17 protein-coding genes and 1 pseudogene are annotated in these 18,545 nt (G+C 42.2%); 11 read left to right on the top strand and 7 right to left on the bottom strand.

Annotated features, from left to right (window positions below):
* Positions 1-18: 18 nt before the first annotated feature.
* The 4 genes from PR699_RS08230 to lnt all read left to right on the top strand — a co-directional run bounded on the left by PR699_RS08230 (position 19) and on the right by lnt (position 4,094).
* A complete protein-coding gene (locus PR699_RS08230; RefSeq protein ID WP_223854883.1) occupies positions 19-1,020 on the top strand; it encodes a PhoH family protein in 1,002 nt (333 codons plus the stop codon).
* Complete coding sequence (gene ybeY, locus PR699_RS08235) at positions 1,017-1,484, top strand: rRNA maturation RNase YbeY (protein ID WP_004917654.1); 468 nt, start codon at positions 1,017-1,019, stop codon at positions 1,482-1,484. Before PR699_RS08230 ends, ybeY begins: the two co-directional genes overlap by 4 nt.
* Before the next feature lie 181 nt (positions 1,485-1,665).
* Positions 1,666-2,550, top strand: a complete 885-nt coding sequence (gene corC / locus PR699_RS08240; RefSeq protein WP_014657724.1) for a CNNM family magnesium/cobalt transport protein CorC — start codon at positions 1,666-1,668, stop codon at positions 2,548-2,550.
* Positions 2,550-4,094, top strand: coding sequence for an apolipoprotein N-acyltransferase (gene lnt / locus PR699_RS08245; RefSeq protein ID WP_014657723.1), 1,545 nt, complete (start codon positions 2,550-2,552; stop codon positions 4,092-4,094). The genes corC and lnt overlap by 1 nt, the downstream gene beginning before the upstream one ends.
* A 70-nt stretch (positions 4,095-4,164) precedes the next feature.
* Here lnt and PR699_RS08250 read toward each other — a convergent pair whose 3' ends face one another.
* Positions 4,165-5,088, bottom strand: a complete 924-nt coding sequence (locus PR699_RS08250; protein WP_014657722.1) for a sugar kinase — start codon at positions 5,086-5,088, stop codon at positions 4,165-4,167.
* Positions 5,085-6,107 carry an SPFH domain-containing protein gene (locus tag PR699_RS08255; RefSeq protein ID WP_014657721.1) on the bottom strand — a complete coding sequence of 341 codons (1,023 nt, stop codon included), beginning with the start codon at positions 6,105-6,107 and terminating at the stop codon, positions 5,085-5,087. Before PR699_RS08255 ends, PR699_RS08250 begins: the two co-directional genes overlap by 4 nt.
* Positions 6,108-6,257: 150 nt before the next feature.
* Here PR699_RS08255 and PR699_RS08260 point away from each other — a divergent pair, with 150 nt between their 5' ends.
* Entirely contained in the window at positions 6,258-6,971 is a 714-nt protein-coding gene (locus PR699_RS08260; protein ID WP_004917646.1) for an NUDIX domain-containing protein, read from the top strand.
* 74 nt (positions 6,972-7,045) lie between these two features.
* On the opposite strand, the gene PR699_RS08265 is transcribed toward PR699_RS08260, so the two are convergent.
* Genes PR699_RS08265 through PR699_RS08280 form a run of 4 tightly spaced genes read right to left on the bottom strand, consistent with a single transcriptional unit; the run spans position 7,046 to position 10,779 of the window.
* Positions 7,046-7,546, bottom strand: coding sequence for a protein disulfide oxidoreductase (locus PR699_RS08265; protein WP_004917645.1), 501 nt, complete (start codon positions 7,544-7,546; stop codon positions 7,046-7,048).
* Positions 7,547-7,553: 7 nt separating this feature from the next.
* Complete coding sequence (locus PR699_RS08270) at positions 7,554-8,282, bottom strand: DsbA family protein (RefSeq protein WP_004917644.1); 729 nt, start codon at positions 8,280-8,282, stop codon at positions 7,554-7,556.
* Entirely contained in the window at positions 8,279-10,336 is a 2,058-nt protein-coding gene (locus tag PR699_RS08275) for a protein-disulfide reductase DsbD (protein ID WP_272577835.1), read from the bottom strand. Before PR699_RS08275 ends, PR699_RS08270 begins: the two co-directional genes overlap by 4 nt.
* A 47-nt stretch (positions 10,337-10,383) precedes the next feature.
* Entirely contained in the window at positions 10,384-10,779 is a 396-nt protein-coding gene (locus tag PR699_RS08280) for a hypothetical protein (RefSeq protein WP_040132901.1), read from the bottom strand.
* A 482-nt stretch (positions 10,780-11,261) separates the two neighbouring features.
* On the opposite strand from PR699_RS08280, the gene PR699_RS08285 reads away from it, so the two are divergent.
* The 5 genes from PR699_RS08285 to PR699_RS08305 all read left to right on the top strand — a co-directional run bounded on the left by PR699_RS08285 (position 11,262) and on the right by PR699_RS08305 (position 15,108).
* Positions 11,262-12,155 (top strand): amino acid ABC transporter substrate-binding protein, encoded by an 894-nt coding sequence (locus PR699_RS08285; protein ID WP_014657717.1) that lies wholly within the window; start codon positions 11,262-11,264, stop codon positions 12,153-12,155.
* A gap of 114 nt (positions 12,156-12,269) precedes the next feature.
* A complete protein-coding gene (locus PR699_RS08290) occupies positions 12,270-13,010 on the top strand; it encodes an amino acid ABC transporter permease (RefSeq protein ID WP_004917640.1) in 741 nt (246 codons plus the stop codon).
* A 1-nt stretch (position 13,011) separates the two neighbouring features.
* Complete coding sequence (gene gltK, locus PR699_RS08295; protein WP_004917639.1) at positions 13,012-13,692, top strand: glutamate/aspartate ABC transporter permease GltK; 681 nt, start codon at positions 13,012-13,014, stop codon at positions 13,690-13,692.
* The gene (locus PR699_RS08300) at positions 13,689-14,414 is read left to right on the top strand and encodes an amino acid ABC transporter ATP-binding protein (protein WP_004917638.1); all 726 of its coding nucleotides are present in this window, start codon (positions 13,689-13,691) and stop codon (positions 14,412-14,414) included. The genes gltK and PR699_RS08300 overlap by 4 nt, the downstream gene beginning before the upstream one ends.
* Positions 14,415-14,574: 160 nt before the next feature.
* Positions 14,575-15,108 (top strand): GNAT family N-acetyltransferase, encoded by a 534-nt coding sequence (locus tag PR699_RS08305; RefSeq protein WP_014657716.1) that lies wholly within the window; start codon positions 14,575-14,577, stop codon positions 15,106-15,108.
* A 10-nt stretch (positions 15,109-15,118) separates the two neighbouring features.
* On the opposite strand, the pseudogene PR699_RS08310 reads toward PR699_RS08305, so the two are convergent.
* A pseudogene (locus tag PR699_RS08310) lies at positions 15,119-15,516 on the bottom strand (GFA family protein).
* Between the two features lie 434 nt (positions 15,517-15,950).
* On the opposite strand from PR699_RS08310, the gene leuS reads away from it, so the two are divergent.
* The gene (leuS, locus tag PR699_RS08315) at positions 15,951-18,533 is read left to right on the top strand and encodes a leucine--tRNA ligase (protein ID WP_004917635.1); all 2,583 of its coding nucleotides are present in this window, start codon (positions 15,951-15,953) and stop codon (positions 18,531-18,533) included.
* Positions 18,534-18,545 lie beyond the last annotated feature (12 nt).

Consider the following 18,545-nt stretch of genomic DNA (forward strand, 5'->3'; position numbering starts at 1 on the left):
GCAGATAACCAACGCTTAATGAGCCTTTGCGGGCCATTTGATGATAATATCAAGCAACTTGAGCGTAGACTTGCGATTGAAATTAATCGTCGTGATAACCGTTTCAAGCTATCAGGCAAACCACTCAATATCCAAGCGGCCAGTAAAATCTTACGCCAATTGTATGTTGATACCGCTCCAATACGCGGTGTGATCCCCGATATTGACCCTGAGCAAATCCACCTTGCTATCTCTGAAAGCCGCGTATTAGAGCAGGCTGCCGATAGTATTCCAGATTATGGTAAAGCCGTTAATATCAAGACCAAACGTGGTGTTATCAAGCCTCGCACACCAAACCAAGCGCAATATATAGCGAATATTTTAGATCACGATATTACGTTTGGCATTGGCCCTGCGGGTACAGGTAAAACATACCTTGCCGTTGCAGCCGCCGTAGATGCTTTAGAGCGCCAAGAAGTACGGCGTATTTTGCTGACTCGCCCTGCTGTTGAAGCGGGGGAAAAACTTGGCTTTTTACCCGGTGACCTCAGTCAAAAAGTAGATCCTTATTTGCGCCCACTGTATGACGCATTATTTGAAATGCTAGGGTTCGAAAAAGTTGAAAAACTGATTGAACGTAATGTTATTGAGGTAGCACCACTGGCTTATATGCGCGGTCGCACCCTCAATGATGCTTTCATTATTTTAGATGAAAGCCAGAACACCACCATTGAGCAGATGAAAATGTTCCTGACCCGTATCGGTTTTAATTCAAAAGCCGTCATCACGGGGGATATTACTCAGGTCGACTTGCCTCGCGGTAATAAATCAGGCTTACGTCATGCCATTGAAGTGCTTTCTGATGTTGATGAACTTAGCTTTAATTTCTTCCACAGCGAAGACGTTGTTCGTCACCCTGTTGTCGCAAAAGTTGTTATTGCCTATGAAAAATGGGAAGAACAAGACAACAAACGCCGTCAACAAATTAGAGAAGAAAAAGAACAGCAAAAAGCGTTAGAAAAGCAGGAAATAATTAAATGAGTGAAGTCATTCTTGATTTACAGCTCGCTTGCGAAGAAACAACAGGGCTACCTGATGAAGCACTGTTTCAACGTTGGTTAGAAGCCGTACTCCCTAAGTTTCAACCACAAAGTGAAGTGACAATCCGCATCGTTGATGAAGAAGAAAGTCACCATTTAAACCTGACTTATCGGGGGAAAGATAAACCAACAAATGTGTTATCTTTTCCTTTTGAAGCGCCACCAGAGGTAGAATTACCTCTACTTGGCGATCTGATTATTTGTCGTCAAGTGGTTGAACAGGAAGCCATCGAACAGCAAAAAAGTGCTGAGGAGCATTGGGCGCACATGGTTGTACATGGCTGTCTGCATCTGCTTGGTTATGATCATATCGAAGACGATGAAGCAGAAGAAATGGAGAGCCTAGAAACGGAAATTTTAGCTGAATTGGGCTATGCTGATCCTTATCTTGCAGAAAAAGAATGACCCACGGTCTATTTTTATGTTAAATATTAGCTGAATAAGTCTAATCGCGTTTTTTGGGAGTAAATACCATAGTTATCTCACGCCGTTGAATGTATATTTGGCAGAGTTAAAAACCTAAGCAATTGACTTATTTAGCTAAATTAACCATTATCATCAATTGAGGAATAATTAATAAAACGCCATGAGCGACGATAACTCTTCGAGTAGTGACAACCCTGGTCCTAAGAAAGGGTTCTTTGCACTATTAAACCAACTCTTCCACGCTGAACCTAAAAACCGTGGTGACTTGGTCGAGCTGATCCGTGATTCCGAGCAGAACGACCTTATCGATCCTGATACCCGTGACATGTTAGAAGGCGTCATGGATATTGCCGATCAGCGGGTACGTGACATTATGATCCCGCGCTCCCAGATTGTAACCTTAAAACGTAATCAAACTCTGGATGAGTGCCTTGATGTTATTATCGAATCCGCACACTCACGTTTCCCTGTCATCAGCGAAGATAAAGATCACATTGAAGGGCTACTAATGGCAAAAGATTTGCTGCCATTTATGCGTACAGACGCTGAGCCATTCAGTATTGATAAAGTGTTGCGCCAAGCGGTTGTTGTACCTGAAAGCAAACGGGTCGACCGGTTGTTAAAAGAGTTCCGTTCACTACGCTATCATATGGCTATTGTCATTGATGAGTTTGGCGGTGTCTCTGGTCTTGTTACCATTGAAGATATTTTAGAGCTTATTGTTGGCGAAATTGAAGATGAGTACGATGATGAAGATGATGTCGATATTCGTCAGCTAAGTCAGCACTCCTACTCAGTTAGAGCCTTAACCCAAATTGAAGACTTCAATGATGCGTTTGAGACTCACTTTAGCGACGAAGAAGTGGATACTGTCGGTGGCCTTGTTATGCAAGCCTTTGGTCATCTACCCTCTCGAGGTGAATCCATCACTATAGATGGCTATCAATTTAAAGTTGCCATGTCGGATAGCCGCCGAATTATTTTACTTCACGTAAAAATTCCAGATGGCGCGCCTGCACCAAACTTAGATGAAGAAAAGAGTTAATGAACTTAACGTCATACTATCAAAGTCAGTGGTTAAGACTACTACTGGCTTTCATTTTCGGAGCCAGTGGTACACTGGCTTTTTCGCCATTTGACCTCTGGCCTGCAGCTCTCCTTTCCATCCTATTTCTCCAACTACTGACCCTACAACGCTCCCCTAAACAAGCTTTTTCGATTGCTTTTGCATGGGGCTTTGGGCTATTTGGCTCGGGCGTTAATTGGGTGTATGTCAGCATTGCTGACTTTGGTGGAATGCCAGAGGTTGTTAATGTCCTATTGGTGATCCTGCTTGCAGCTTACCTTTCCCTCTACACTGGGTTATTTGGTTATCTACTCAGCAAATTCTTTCCCCAATCAACAATATGGCGATTAGTCTTTGCCGCTCCAGCCATTTGGCAGCTCACCGAGTTTTTACGGGGTTGGGTTCTTACAGGCTTCCCATGGCTTCAATTCGGTTACAGCCAAATTGATGGCCCAATGAAAGGCCTTGCCCCCATCTTTGGTGTAGAACTGATAACTCTAATATTATTTAGTATTAGTGGGTTACTCGTGCTTGCGTTGGTACGTCGCCGTATTACGCCGTTAGTCGCCGCTGCCGTACTACTTTTCGCCCCTTTAATTATCAAGAGCTATCAGTGGTATACCCCTCTGGAGTCAAAAACTACGGAAGTGGCGCTTGTACAAGGCAATATTCCCCAATCCATGAAGTGGGAAACAAGCTACTTACAAAAAATCAAAGATACTTATATTAAGCTTTCTAGCCCTTATATTGGCAAAGCTTCCTTAATTGTTTGGCCTGAATCCGCAGTGCCGTCAGTCGAATTAGATAACCAAACATGGCTAAAATCACTGGACAAAATATTAGCTGAATCCCAGACCAAACTGATCACGGGTATTGTTGACGCCCGTCCTATTGACGGTGACTATCAGTTTTATAACACCATCATTGTATTAGGGGATACAACTCCCTATCTGTACCCATCAAAAAATCGCTATAACAAGCACCATTTAGTGCCTTTTGGTGAGTTTGTACCGCTAGAGGATATTTTACGCCCTATCGCACCATTATTTAATTTGCCAATGTCAGGATTTAGCCGGGGCGATTATCAACAAGCTCAGCTTGCTGTAGGCAACATGCATCTAACAGCCGCCATCTGCTATGAAATTATCCTTGGAACACAGGTTCGCGATAATTTCCAACCTAATAGCGATTACCTCTTAACCATTTCTAACGATGCGTGGTTTGGTAAGTCGATTGGGCCATGGCAACATTTCCAAATGGCGCGCATGAGAGCGCTGGAGCTTGGTCGCCCACTACTTAGAGCTACCAATAATGGCGTCACCGCAATTATTCGAGCAGATGGTACCGTCCAAGCTAAGTTGCCTCAATTTACCGCTGCTACACTATCTGCATCTATTACCCCAACAACGGGGTTAACACCTTATGCACGCTGGAGTAATTGGCCAATGTGGGGCGTTGTTATCATATTTATGCTGATAGCCATATCACGAGGCCGCAGGTCAAAAACAAGTTCAGATAAATAACAAAAATCCCAGTCTTTGCATTAATTGCACACGACTGGGATTTTATTTTACATCGCCTAAATTTTATCATTTAACCAATCAATTGCCCTTGTACATCCGCAACGCTAATAGAAGCGATGCAACCTGCATTAAAATTTAAATAATCATCTTCAATGCCATCGGAAAAAATCACGCCATTTTCTGGCATCAATGATTCAAGTTGCAGCGGTGAATTCTCCTCAATCGCACCGAAAACAAATGAAGTTCCTGTTGTCTTACTAGGAAAAGGCTCCCTAACACTAAATTGAAGTCGCCTTTCTTGCCAAGAAAATCCTTGTGACAACGGGTGATGAGCTCCCCCCATAACGGCTTGAGCACCCGCTAAAATCGATTGAAACCACCCTGTCGACCCTAAGCCTGTTGAAATAATGATCCCCGAGGAGGATTGAAATTCTTGTTCCCCATTCCATCTCATAATATAGCGTGCCGATGTGTGGGTTTTAGGGCCAATAAATAGATCATTAACCGCAAGTAATGTTTGCCCATCATTAGTTGTCGCCTGAGCAAAAGTCACCGTTCTACTTGGCATCTTTTCCTTTAACGTATTCAAAACGACTTCACGCAGTTGGCCTATTTCAAAAGGTAATAATTTGCCATCCCATCTTGCAGGATCAGGATTAATTGCGATAACAGGCTGACCATTTAAATATTTCAATGTATTTGCCACTAAGCCGTCTTGTCCTATCACAATCACAATATCACGAGCCGTAAATTGGTAGCTAGGCAGTAAAGAACGTTCTAACAATTGAAATCGCCCCATTGATTTCAGAACCGCCTCTGCTTGTACTAATTGTTTTTGATAGTGATCGTGCTCTTCAAGATAATCGTTTACCTCAACATGATTATGCTCTAAATAAAATTTGGCTTGTGGCCAAGTATTAAAACGTTCAATCAGTGCCTGTAACCGCGTTTTACGCATAATTAAAACAAAACGGACATCCTCTCCTCTTTTCATACTTTAGCTCCTTTTTTAAATATTTGGCTAAAGAGATCGGGGGATATATTCAACTCACCAATTTTCCCTGCATTTAGCGCTAATGATTCAAACGCCATAGCCATTAACTGCTCCGGTGCCATTTTTGCCAATGCCATCGCTTTTAAATTCTCGACAGGCAGTTCTCGATAAGCACGCATTTTCACCTCAATAGCGTAAGCATCCGCATCCGATTGAATTCGTTGGTTTTCAACGCTTAATGCCACAAGCTCATTACGTTTAGCTTCGGCATTGACTTGAGCGGCTAACTTTTCCTGCTCAATTTCAGCCTGTTCACGCAATAAATGACGTTCATTTTCTAAACGTGCTTCTTCAATTTGTTGCTGCTTATTTTGAACGGATAAATCGGTTTCCAGCTCGGCTTCCTTAAGCATACGCTCTTGTTCGACAGAAAACTTACGTCTCGCATAAATCGCATCATCGGCCTCTTTTAGAATCGATTCTCTCGCCTCTGCTTCAAGAGCTTTCAATGTTTCAGGTGATGGTGTAATGGCTGCAATCGAAACATCAAGAATATCGATGCCTAATGCTTGTAGCGCCGAATGTATCGATAACTGATTGGCGACCTCTGTGATCAATGTTTGACTTATCAACAATGCATCACGCATCGCAGTGCGTTGGATTTTTGCCTGAATTAAAGTCTGTGCACTACGCACAACCCTATCGCTTAATTTTAATGGGTCCTCAGACGCATACGAGCTGCCATCTTGAGTCAGGTTATAATTCAATACCTCTGCTGTTTTTTCCGGTTGGCTAATTCGAAATGAGATTTGCCCTTGAATACGCAAGCTTTGAAAGTCCGCCGTTTGTAAATTAAAAATAAACGGCGCTTCAAGCGCATTTAATGGTAGTGCTGCAATAGATGTTGTTGCTGAGTTATACCAAAAACTTAATCCCTTCCCTTGCTTAATCACTTTTCCGTTGACGGATTTAATAATGAAAGTCGAAGAGTCTGCTTTGAAATAATTAATATTAAACATAGTTAACCTCATTAGTGTCCTTGTGACAATAATTAATTATTGTCTTATAGACACCAAAGTGTCAAGCATTAAGTGTCTTAATGACACAAATATTTTTTTAACGTATCATCGCCCTATTAACCATGAAATAGCTTAGTGGGTTGTCATCTCATGAATGAACAAGAATATTTATCTAAATACGATAGGAATGCATATCTTTCGCCGCTAGTGACGGTAGATGCGGTGCTATTTACTTACCATGAAGAGACGTTAAAGGTTCTCCTTGTTGAGCGTGCAAATCATCCAGATAAAGGGATGTGGGGGCTACCTGGCGGGTTTATCGATGAAGAGCAAGATAGCACTCTTGAGCAAGCTATCTTGAGAAAGCTAAAAGAAAAAACGGGCGTCATTCCCCCCTACATTGAACAGCTTTGTACTGTCGGTAACCATTTTCGTGATAAACGAGGTTGGTCTGTCACCGTTTGTTATACAGCCCTTATCGCCTATCAGGCATGTCAGCACTACATTGATAGTGTCGGATCAGCAAAATGGGTCGCTATCAGCGACATTGAAAACATGTCATTAGCCTTTGACCACTCGATGCTTTATCAGCAAGCACGAGAGCGATTAAAACAAAAATCACTTTATTCTATTGTTCCCGGCTTTGCCTTACCTGAAGTCTTTACTTTGACAGAGCTGCAACATGTGCATGAAGTATTAATCGGCAAAACATTGCAAAAAAAATCTTTTCGCCGTCGCTTAGAGCAGGCTGATTTACTGATTGATACAGGAGAAAAACGGCAAGAAACAGGCCGACCAGCTAATTTATATCGTCTGAAACCTGAGTCAGCTGATTACCGTTTTATTCGTAATTTAGAATTTTAACCCTGATGGGTAAAACAAAGGCCCCCTTGAAACATATCTTCAAGAGGGCCTGAAATAGCCTAGCGAGAAATTAACTAAAAAGAAGCCATCCACATACGTGTTTTTATTCCCCAATAGCTTGTATAACCACTGGTAAAACTGACCATTTTACCGTTATCGATGATCATAAAGGTCGGTGTGGCACTAATGCCAACCTGATTCGCAAGCGAGCCTTGTGTATCATTGATTACTGGGAAATTTAGCTCTTTTTTCTCCATCCCTGATAACAGACGTTCACTATTGCCAGAACGTATTGCCACAGAAACAACGGGAACACCGGCCTTAGCTAAGTCGGCTACCGTTGGAGAGGTTATTTTGCAAACCCCACACCATGTCGCCCAAAAATAGACTAAAACAGGTTGTTCTTTACTCAACTCTGCTAATGATACGGTTTCACCCGTCGCAAGTAATTGCGGCTCAAGCAAAATAGGTGCTAGGCTTTCAGGTTTACGCCAAAAATCCATTACGGTAAAGACGACGAACAAGATCACCACCAACCCAATAATTTCTTTTGACCACTTTTTCAGTCTAGCCATATTTACCTTATTTCACTTTTGCTAATTGCTCTTTAACAATCATTTCTAATTGTTGAGCATCTACAGCACCTGGGATCATTTCTTCACCAATGAGTGTTGCAGGTGTACCATTAACCCCTAATTTTTCGGCTAACATCATGTTAGTGCGAATAGTTTCTTCGCTCTTATCGTTAGCGACTAATTTTTCATTACCTGTCGCTTTCAACGCCTGTTTGATGTTTTCTTCAGTTAACATCCCTTGCTTTTGCATAAATTTTTGATGCAGTGCTTGGAATGCTTTTGGATCTTTTTCCCACAATGTCAGAACCAGTTGAGAAGACTCCAGCGATGTTTTGCCTTTAAATGGCAGAGGTTTTATCACCACAGCAACATCAGGGTATTTCTTCACAATCTCTTCAAGCTGTGGATCAAAACGCTTACAGAATGGGCAGTTATAATCGGTGAAGTTAACCAACACCAGTTTTGCATCTTTGGCACCCAGTCGTGGGCTTGCTGGATCATTAAACAGCTTATCGTGCTCGGCTTTAATCGTTGCCTTCATTTGAGCTTGCTGTTTTTCACCTTGCTTAGCCTGTAGTGCAACAATCGCTTCTTCTAAAATTTCAGGGTTTTCAACCAAGGTATCACGTACCAACTTACGCACTTGTGCTTCTTGGTCAGACGTTAATGGAGCCGCATGAGCAGTTGCACCTAGCATTAGCGACGAGAACAGAACAGCTACAATTGTTTTTTTCATTTTTCGGCTCCTTTGGCCTCATTCATAATTGATAATAAAACTTCACGATCAAGTATCGTTGACAGTATTTCACCCTCAGCCAACCTAGGGCCATAAATTTGATTAAATGGCACAGCCACCTGCCCACGTTTTTGTAAAAATGCGGTAATTTCTGGTGATGGCTTAGTCCAGTCACCTCTTAATGCGACCACATCTGGTTCATTCAAGAGTTGCTGAACATCATCTCTTAGCAATACATTATATTTATTTGCTTTACAGGTTACACACCAATCTGCCGTAACATCAATAAACACTCGCTTATTTTCTGACAGAGCCTGTGTAATCGCTTCCTCACTCAGAGGTTGCCAATCCACATTATCCTGAACAAGGGTTCGACTTCCTGTCGTTTGCTCCATCGTTGCCCAAACAAAGCCACCTGTTAATAATGCAAACAGGACAAACGAAATTGCCGCAGTGCGTAAACTGAATTTTTTGCCAATGAAAACCACCAGCAAAAGCAAAAAGACGATCACAATAGCTAAGGCAGCCATTTCACCAAAATGAGGGATCAGTAAGCTAATTAACCATAGACATGACAATAGCATCATCACACCTAAAACCACTCTCAGTTTACTCATCCAAGCCCCAGGTTTTGGTAACAGCCGAGAAATAGCAGGGAAAGCGGCGATTAATAGCCACGGCAAACTCATTCCGATCCCCAGTGCCGTAAAGACTAACCAGAGTTCTCCTATCGGAGCCGCTAGTGCAAACGCCACTGCTGTGCCCAAAAATGGTGCAGAACAAGGGGTTGCCAATAAGGTTGCAAACACACCTTGCCAGAAATGCCCACTGTTACCTTGACCACCCGCAGTCGCTAAACGAGTGCTCGCTTTACTTCCTAGATGGATCTCAAACAAACCAAATAGGTTAGCCGTAAATAATGCTGTCACTAATACCATAAACCCAATAAACCATGGGTTTTGGAACTGGATCCCCCATCCAACAGCTTGTTGCCCAACGCGCAACAGGGTCATTAATAACGCTAATAGCCAGAAAGAGACTAAGATCCCTGAAGAAGAAAGCAAAAATTGCCGACGGATGGTTTTCTGCTCCCCTTGCGGTACCATCAAGACCGAGCCTAACTTCATCGCGAGAACCGGCAAAACACAAGGCATAAGGTTTAAAATCAAACCACCTAGTAACGCAAAGGCCAAAATCTGCCAAAGAGGTATCGCACCACCAGCATTATCCTGCTGGATAGCGCCAGTAAAAGGTGTGATTTGCGCTGTTACCTGTTGTGAAAGCGCGCCATCCGTCACCACAAAAGAGAACGGTTTTCCTGTCAGGTCTGGCGCTTTATCTCCCCAATCATCACTCACCGCAACAGTCGCCGTCAGCTTGTCACCCGATAAACGAATATTTGGCACACCTAGCGTGGTTCCTTCTGGTGTATCAGTAAAAATCCCTGCTTTTTGGCTCCACGGCTCGCCAGCCACTTTTTGTAATTCAAGAACGAGTTTGTCACCATCAAACCCGACATTATGGTTTTGCACTAGCCCCGCTGTAGGAGGAATATGCCCCATCGCTTGATTAAATGCCCACTCAAAATTCTCAGGCTCAGGTTCAGTCAAATCGAGCTCGAAAGGATAATCCGTTAAAATACAGACATTGCTACAGGTGGAAAGTGTTAAAACTCCCGAAAGTTTATCTAGTTTTTCATCGGCATTAACGACGATAGGAAAAACAACGTCTCCCATATAACCTTGAGTTGAAATACCTGCAACATCAAAACGACCAGGGGCTGGCCACTGCCAATCCATATCTGTTACTGGTGATTTCCAATTGATTTCCGGCGCAATACCGCCTTCTCCTGGAGAACGCCAATAGGTTTTCCAACCATCTTGTAGTTGTACATCCAACAATAAAGCAACCTTCCCATCTTTTTGGGAAGCACTTAACAATCTTACTTGAGCATGGTCATTATGTTTATCTGTTAGCCAGCCAGTATCAGCTGCCTGTAGCACTCCCGAAAATAAGGCAGATAAAATAATTAACGCATTAATTAAAAAACGCATAATTCCTCCAGAATAAAATACACCAACAAGCTGAACGTGATGGTGTTCTAATCTCGAAGATTGCAATATTGTAAATGGAGCCTAACTCTTGGTGGGGGATGTTTATCCTCACGCTTAGCTCTGCGTGAAAATAAATGAGAGTAAAAAATACCTAACGCAGTGATAGAAAGGAAAACAAAAAAGAGAGGTTCAATAGCAGCAGGACTTAATGTCAGTAGTGATTTAGCACTCAATTCACAAGAAGACAATTGCGCGCTTTTTTCACTCGAAACAGCCGTTTTAAACACCATAGACTGACCATTGGATTGCATTTGCACGACAGGGTCTTGAGGCGAAAAATGGGCGAAAAGACGCTCTCCAACGGCTCTTTGATTAATACAAAGTAAAACCATCAGACAGGCGAGTACTACTAATCCTTTGCCTAATTTGAGTTGCCTGTTCATGCGTGTCTCTATTTCTTCGTCCTGAAATCACACTGTTAAATAATGATAAGTTAATTCAATATTTAAATTTAACCAATTTAATCAAGGTTACATCTTACACAGCAAACGACTCGGTACAAGTAGCATGAGCTAACTTTACAAACCCAATCCTATTTACACCCCTAAAGATAAAAATTGGCATACAAGATGCATTATACCCACGAGCAACAGGAAAATGAGATTATTTTTCACACTAGTGGTGCATAAATACCCTTTTTAGGAAAGTTTTCCCAGTAATAGTGCAACAAATTAGGAACTGCCCAAATAATATGCGAGATAGCTCCCGATTTTGAAACAATTCATTTTCATTGTTTAACATTTTTCTTTAATTTTTAACAATATTAAAACATACAGCAGGTGATCGTGGTATTGATAGCATCCACGAAACATCAGCAAGCACAACAAACGAGATAAATCTCCGATCTTAGAAAGGAGCTGTAAATATGCGTATGAGCAAGATTGTATTATCGATGATGGTGCTAGGAGCAACTTGTGCCGTTCAAGCAGAAGAACTAACAGGTACTCTAAAAAAAATTAACGACAATGGTGTGATTGTTGTTGGCCACCGTGAGTCATCCGTTCCATTTTCTTACTATGACAACAACCAAAAAGTGGTCGGCTACTCTCAAGACTACTCCAATGAAATCGTTGATGCGGTTAAAAAGAAACTCAACAAACCTAATCTCGAAGTTAAGCTTATCCCTATTACATCACAAAACCGTATACCGCTATTACAAAATGGTACCTATGATTTTGAGTGTGGTTCAACGACCAATAACTTAGAAAGACAAAAACAAGCTGCGTTTTCAAATACGATTTTCGTAGTAGGTACTCGTCTACTTACTAAAAATGACTCTGGAGTCAAAGACTTCGCCGACCTCGCGGGTAAAAACGTCGTTGTTACCTCTGGAACAACGTCTGAAATTTTGCTCAATAAACTTAACGACGAAAAAAATATGAAAATGCGCATTATCAGTGCAAAAGATCATGGTGACTCATTCCGTACCCTTGAATCTGGCCGCGCTGTCGCCTTTATGATGGATGATGCGTTGTTAGCAGGTGAACGTGCAAAAGCGAAAAAACCAGATATTTGGGAGATTGTAGGCAAACCGCAAACAGAAGAAGCTTATGGCTGTATGCTACGCAAAGATGATCCTCAGTTTAAGGCGTTAGTCGATGAAACTATCGCGAAGGCACAAACTTCTGGTACGGCTGAGAAATCATTTGACCGTTGGTTTAACCAACCTATCCCACCAAAAAATCTTAACTTGAAATTCACGTTATCAGATGAAATGAAAGAGTTGTTCAAATCACCTAATGACAAAGCACTTAACTAAATAAAAAGACAAACAGGGTGTTACTGAAGTGGGATTTGCAAGGCGGTCGTTCCCCGCCTTGCACTTTCTCACCAGTAGTAGGGTCAATCTAAATTGCCCACAGGAAGTAGAATTATGTCAATCAATTGGAATTGGGGGATTTTCCTACAGGAAGCCCCATTTGGGAATACCACCTATTTAGGTTGGTTATTATCTGGCTTAGAAGTCACTGTCGCACTTTCTATCTGTGCTTGGATCATTGCTTTTCTGGTCGGCTCGTTCTTTGGTATTTTACGTACCGTGCCTAATCGCTTTTTAGCGATGATAGGAACCGTTTATGTCGAGCTATTTCGTAATGTCCCTTTAATTGTTCAATTTTTTACTTGGTATTTAGTGATCCCAGAGCTGTTGCCCCGTTCTATCGGCGACTGGTTCAAAATGGACTTAGATCCTAACTATCAATTTTTTATCTCTTCAACACTGTGCCTTGGTTTATTTACCGCCGCCCGTATGACTGAACAGGTAAGAGCGGCAATACAATCATTACCAAGAGGGCAAAAAAACGCCGGTCTCGCTATGGGGCTGACCTTGCCACAAACTTATCGCTATGTGCTTTTACCCAATGCGTATCGTGTCATTTTGCCACCAATGACATCCGAGATGCTTAACTTAGTGAAAAACTCGGCGATAGCTTCCACTATCGGCCTCGTTGATATGGCAGCCCAAGCAGGTAAGTTGCTTGATTATTCTGCCCATGCTTGGGAATCATTCACTGCGATCACGCTTGCCTATGTCGGCATCAATTTGATCATTATGCTGTTAATGAATTTGTTAGAACGTAAAGTTCGCTTACCCGGCACATTAGGAGGGCGATAATATGTTCTATGAATTTGATTGGAGCTCCATCGCCCCAAGTTGGCCATTTCTTCTTGATGGGTTGGTCGTCACCGCTAAAATTACCATTACGGCTATTGTCGTGGGGATATTGTGGGGAACGGTTCTCGCCGTGATGCGCCTATCTACTTTTAAACCTATCAGTTGGTTCGCTGCACTGTACGTAAATACGTTCCGCTCTATCCCATTAGTCATGGTATTGTTGTGGTTCTATCTGATTGTGCCTAACTTAGTCCAAAATGTTCTAGGCATATCACCAAAAAGTGATATCCGTTTAATTTCAGCAATGGTAGCCTTCTCGCTTTTTGAAGCCGCCTACTACTCTGAGATTATTCGAGCAGGTATTCAGAGTATTTCACGAGGCCAAGCATCTGCCGCACTTGCACTGGGCATGACGCATATGCAAACAATGAGGTTAGTCATCTTGCCTCAAGCCTTTAAAGCGATGATCCCTCTGTTATTAACACAAGGCATTGTGCTATTTCAGGATTCATCATTAGTTTATGTACTGAGTTTGACGGATTTCTTCCGTACGGCAACCAATATTGGTGAGCGTGATGGTACACAAGTAGAAATGATATTGTTTGCAGGTTTCGTGTACTTTATTATCAGTTTCGGCGCTTCAATGCTGGTGAATTATCTTAAGAAAAGGACTGTTACATGATTACCCTGAAAAATATCTCTAAATGGTATGGCCAGTTTCAGGTACTCACAGACTGTACAACTGAAGTCAAAAAAGGCGAAGTCGTGGTTGTCTGTGGACCATCAGGCTCTGGTAAATCCACATTAATAAAAACAGTGAATGGCCTTGAGCCAGTTCAACAGGGTGAAATTTTTGTAAATGGTATCCAAGTCAATGATAAAAAAACTGATTTGGCAAAACTTCGCTCTAAAGTTGGCATGGTATTCCAACACTTTGAGCTATTCCCGCATCTTTCTATTATAGAAAATTTAACACTGGCCCAAGTAAAGGTGCTAAATAGAAATAAAAAAGAGGCTGAAGCAAAAGGGTTGAAATTACTCGAACGCGTTGGGCTAGCAAGCCATGCAAATAAGTTTCCTTCCCAGCTTTCGGGTGGGCAGCAGCAGCGTGTGGCAATTGCTCGAGCCTTGTGTATGGATCCCGTTGCAATGTTATTTGACGAGCCAACATCAGCACTTGACCCTGAAATGATCAATGAAGTGCTTGATGTTATGGTCGAATTAGCAAACGAGGGTATGACTATGATGGTCGTTACCCACGAAATGGGTTTCGCTAAGAAAGTCGCTAACCGTGTGATTTTTATGGATGAAGGAAAGATTGTTGAAGACAGTAAAAAAGAAGACTTTTTTGCTAATCCGCAATCTGATAGAGCTAAAGATTTCCTCGCGAAAATACTGCATTAATTATTGCAAGCCATAGGGAGAGACTACCTCTCTATGGCTTCCCCCCTGCACGACACTCTTATACCTTTCTATTTTGTTTTATCTAAATATTTGTTGCCCGACAATACATACAGATATAGATTAAAAACCTAATTAATATCAATCTAATAATCTAAGCCTCATGATGAAAAATGATCAACAAATAACAATTATCCCTTTACAAGACGATACTATTCTGGATGTTTCTGCCTGTAATTTTAATGTGATGATAACCGATGAGTTACTCCATCCCTATGACGATATAAACAGGAAAAAAGCAATTAAACCCTACCTAAAGGATTATCATTTCTCTCCTGAGCACTGGTTGAATGAACAAGAAAGTTTAGGTGTTTTATATGTTGCGAAATTGGGGGATAAAACGATTGGCTATGCCTGTGCAAGTCTTTGCTGGAATGGAATGGCTCAACTTGATGAATTGGCCATCGATGAGCCATATAGAGGTAAAGGTATCGCCAAACAATTACTAGAAAAAATTGAAGCTTGGGCAACCGACAATGGCTTACATCACATCAGATTAGAATCTCAATCTACGAATACCACAGCCGCTAAGTTCTATCACAAACACGGTTTTCGCATTCATGGTTATGATAAAGCGCTCTATTTATGCACGGAAAATGCCCATGAAGTCGCATTATTTTGGTATAAAACATTATAAACATTAGCGTTCAATGTTTACTTTTATAAATAAGTTGACCAACAACCCCTCCCTCTCTTTCGGAAGATGTCTTCCATCCATCACATTGACCGATGCAAAATCAAAGGGAGAGACACCTTCAATGCAAGCAACCTTTACTCCATACTCTTGTGGGGTTGAGCGTCTTTGATGAAAAGTATAAATTCCGCAGATTGAATAAAAAGAGGGCGGCTTGCTTTGTGTTAAAACGATATTCCGTTAGTTTATCTTTTCCTTCTAAAATAGTGTCTCTGACAAGAGCGCAAAGATTACGATTGCCCCACGCATTCGGCAAAAAGGGCAGTGACATCTTCTTGCTGTGTTATATCTATCAGTCAACGCAACCTTAAATTTCACTGTACCACAATGGCTCTGAACTTGTTTTTCAATCACAACGCCCTCCCTAATAGCATAGGCAAAAATGAAATCAGTGGATTAAGGTACTCAAACAACTCAAATAGGTTTTGTTAATTGATATAATTTATTGATGCTTTTTTATGTTTCTAGGGGATCTTTGCACTTTAGTGCTAATAAAATAGAGTGAATAAATACCCCTCCCTATGTATTGCCCAATATTTGCTGGCTTTTTGAGTTTTTTTGCGTGAAACACTACCAATCTTACTGTTTTTTAGTTAAGTTTGATGCTCATCGGAATAAAATATTCTGACACCGCCCCCCAAAAACAATATCCAGCTTTCCCCGTCGGTTCAGCTAATCAACTATTGTTGTTTTAGGGTAGGATCCGCTATGCTATGCGGATCTAACTTATAGAAAGACATTAACGCTACTGAGTAGCATTTATTCACCATAGGATTATCGGTGCCATGCAAGAACAATATCGTCCAGAAGATATAGAGCCAAAAGTACAGCGTCACTGGGATGAAAAAGCCACATTTAAAGTGACAGAAGACAACAGCAAAGAGAAATACTACTGCCTGTCCATGCTACCTTACCCTTCTGGTCGACTACACATGGGCCATGTGCGCAACTACACTATGGGTGATGTGATCTCCCGTTATCAACGCCTATTAGGTAAAAACGTTTTACAACCAATCGGTTGGGATGCGTTTGGCTTACCTGCTGAAGGCGCGGCTGTCAAAAATAAAACAGCACCTGCACCATGGACCTATGCCAATATCGATTACATGAAAGGCCAGTTAAAAATGCTGGGCTTTGGCTACGATTGGGATCGCGAAGTTACCACTTGTACGCCTGAATACTATCGTTGGGAACAATGGTTCTTTACTAAGCTCTATGAAAAAGGCTTAGTCTACAAAAAAACCTCTGCTGTAAACTGGTGTCCACATGATTTAACCGTACTCGCCAACGAACAGGTTATCGATGGCTGCTGCTGGCGCTGTGATACGCCCGTCGAGCGTAAAGAAATTCCTCAATGGTTTATTAAAATCACCGATTATGCTGAAGAGTTGCTAAACGATCTTGATAAGCTTGATGATTGGCCTGAGCAAGTCAAAACCATGCAACGTAACTGGATTGGGCGCTCTGAGGGTGTCGAAATCACCTTTAACGTTGCCGATCGTGATGACAAATTAACCGTATATACCACTCGCCCTGATACTTTCATGGGGGCAACTTATGTGGCGGTTGCTGCGGGTCACCCATTAGCACTCGAAGCCGCAGAAAAAAATGCCGAATTAGCCAACTTTATCGATGAATGCCGTAATACCAAAACAGCCGAAGCTGATATGGCGACCATGGATAAAAAAGGGATGCCAACTGGCCTTTATGTTATTCATCCACTCACCCAAGAAAAATTACCTATCTGGGTAGCCAACTTTGTGTTGATGGAATATGGCACCGGTGCGGTGATGGCTGTACCTGCTCACGACCAACGTGACTGGGAGTTTGCCCATAAATATAACCTGCCACTAAAAGTGGTTATTGCCGACGCTGAAGGCAATGAGCCTGATATTTCTCAAGAAGCGATGACTGAAAAATTTGCATTGATCAACTCAGGCGAATTTAGCGGCTTAGATAATACCGCTGGCTTCAATGCTATCGCAGACAAATTAGTCGCTATCGGCGTGGGTCAACGTAAAGTGAACTACCGTTTACGTGACTGGGGTGTTTCTCGCCAACGCTACTGGGGCGCACCAATTCCAATGGCAACATTAGAAGATGGCACAGTTGTTCCTGTTCCTGAAGATCAACTGCCAGTGATTTTGCCAGAAGATGTCGAAATGGACGGTATCACCAGCCCAATTAAAGCGGATCCAGAATGGGCGAAAACCACCATCAATGGTCAGCCAGCTTTACGTGAAACCGATACCTTTGACACCTTTATGGAGTCATCTTGGTACTATGCTCGTTACACTTGCCCTCAATTTGATGAAGGCATGTTGGATCCGGCTGCTGCGAATTACTGGTTACCAGTGGACCAATACATTGGTGGTATTGAACACGCCATCATGCACTTAATGTATTTCCGTTTCTTCCACAAATTGATGCGTGATGCAGGCCTAGTCAACTCAGATGAACCAGCAAAACGCCTATTATGTCAAGGTATGGTACTGGCAGATGCCTTCTACTATACCGGCAGTGATGGTCAGCGTGTTTGGGTTTCGCCAAGTGATGTCACTGTAGAGCGCGACGACAAAAACCGTATTATCAAAGCCGTTGATACCGAAGGACATGAGCTGGTTTATACTGGCATGAGCAAAATGTCTAAGTCGAAAAACAATGGTATTGACCCACAGTTGATGGTTGAAAAATACGGTGCCGATACTGTTCGCCTATTTATGATGTTTGCGGCACCACCAGAGCTAACCCTTGAATGGCAAGAGTCTAGCGTCGAAGGGGCAAACCGTTTTGTCCGTCGTGTATGGCGTATCGTTCATGAGCACTCACAAAAAGGGGCAACTCAGCCGCTTGATGTCAGCACATTAACGACAGAGCAGAAAGACTTACGTCGCGACTTACATAAAACCATTGCTAAAGTGACCGATGATTTTGACCGTCGCTATGCGTTTAACACTGCAATTGCCGCTATCATGGAGTTCATGAACAAATTAGTTCGTGCACCACAAGAGACCGAACAAGATCGTGCATTGATGCAAGAGTCACTTGAAGCGATCACCTTGATGCTGTCACCTATTATTCCACATGCATGTTTCGAAATGTGGAAAGCATTAGGTCACACCGATGATGTCGATTTTGCAAGCTGGCCTGTCGCTGACGAAAAAGCCATGGTTGATGACACTAAATTAGTCGTTATCCAAGTTAATGGTAAAGTGCGTGGTCGTATCACTGTACCTGCTGATGCAGTGCAAGACTTTGTGTTAGATATGGCAACAAAAGAGTATAGCGTCTCGAAATACCTCGAAGGCGTTACTATTCGTAAAGTAATTTATGTACCAGGTAAATTACTAAACTTGGTTGTTGGCTGATAAGGAGGCCAG

Origin of the sequence: Providencia sp. PROV268, from assembly GCF_028477805.1 — a bacterium.
Classification (GTDB): domain Bacteria; phylum Pseudomonadota; class Gammaproteobacteria; order Enterobacterales; family Enterobacteriaceae; genus Providencia; species Providencia stuartii.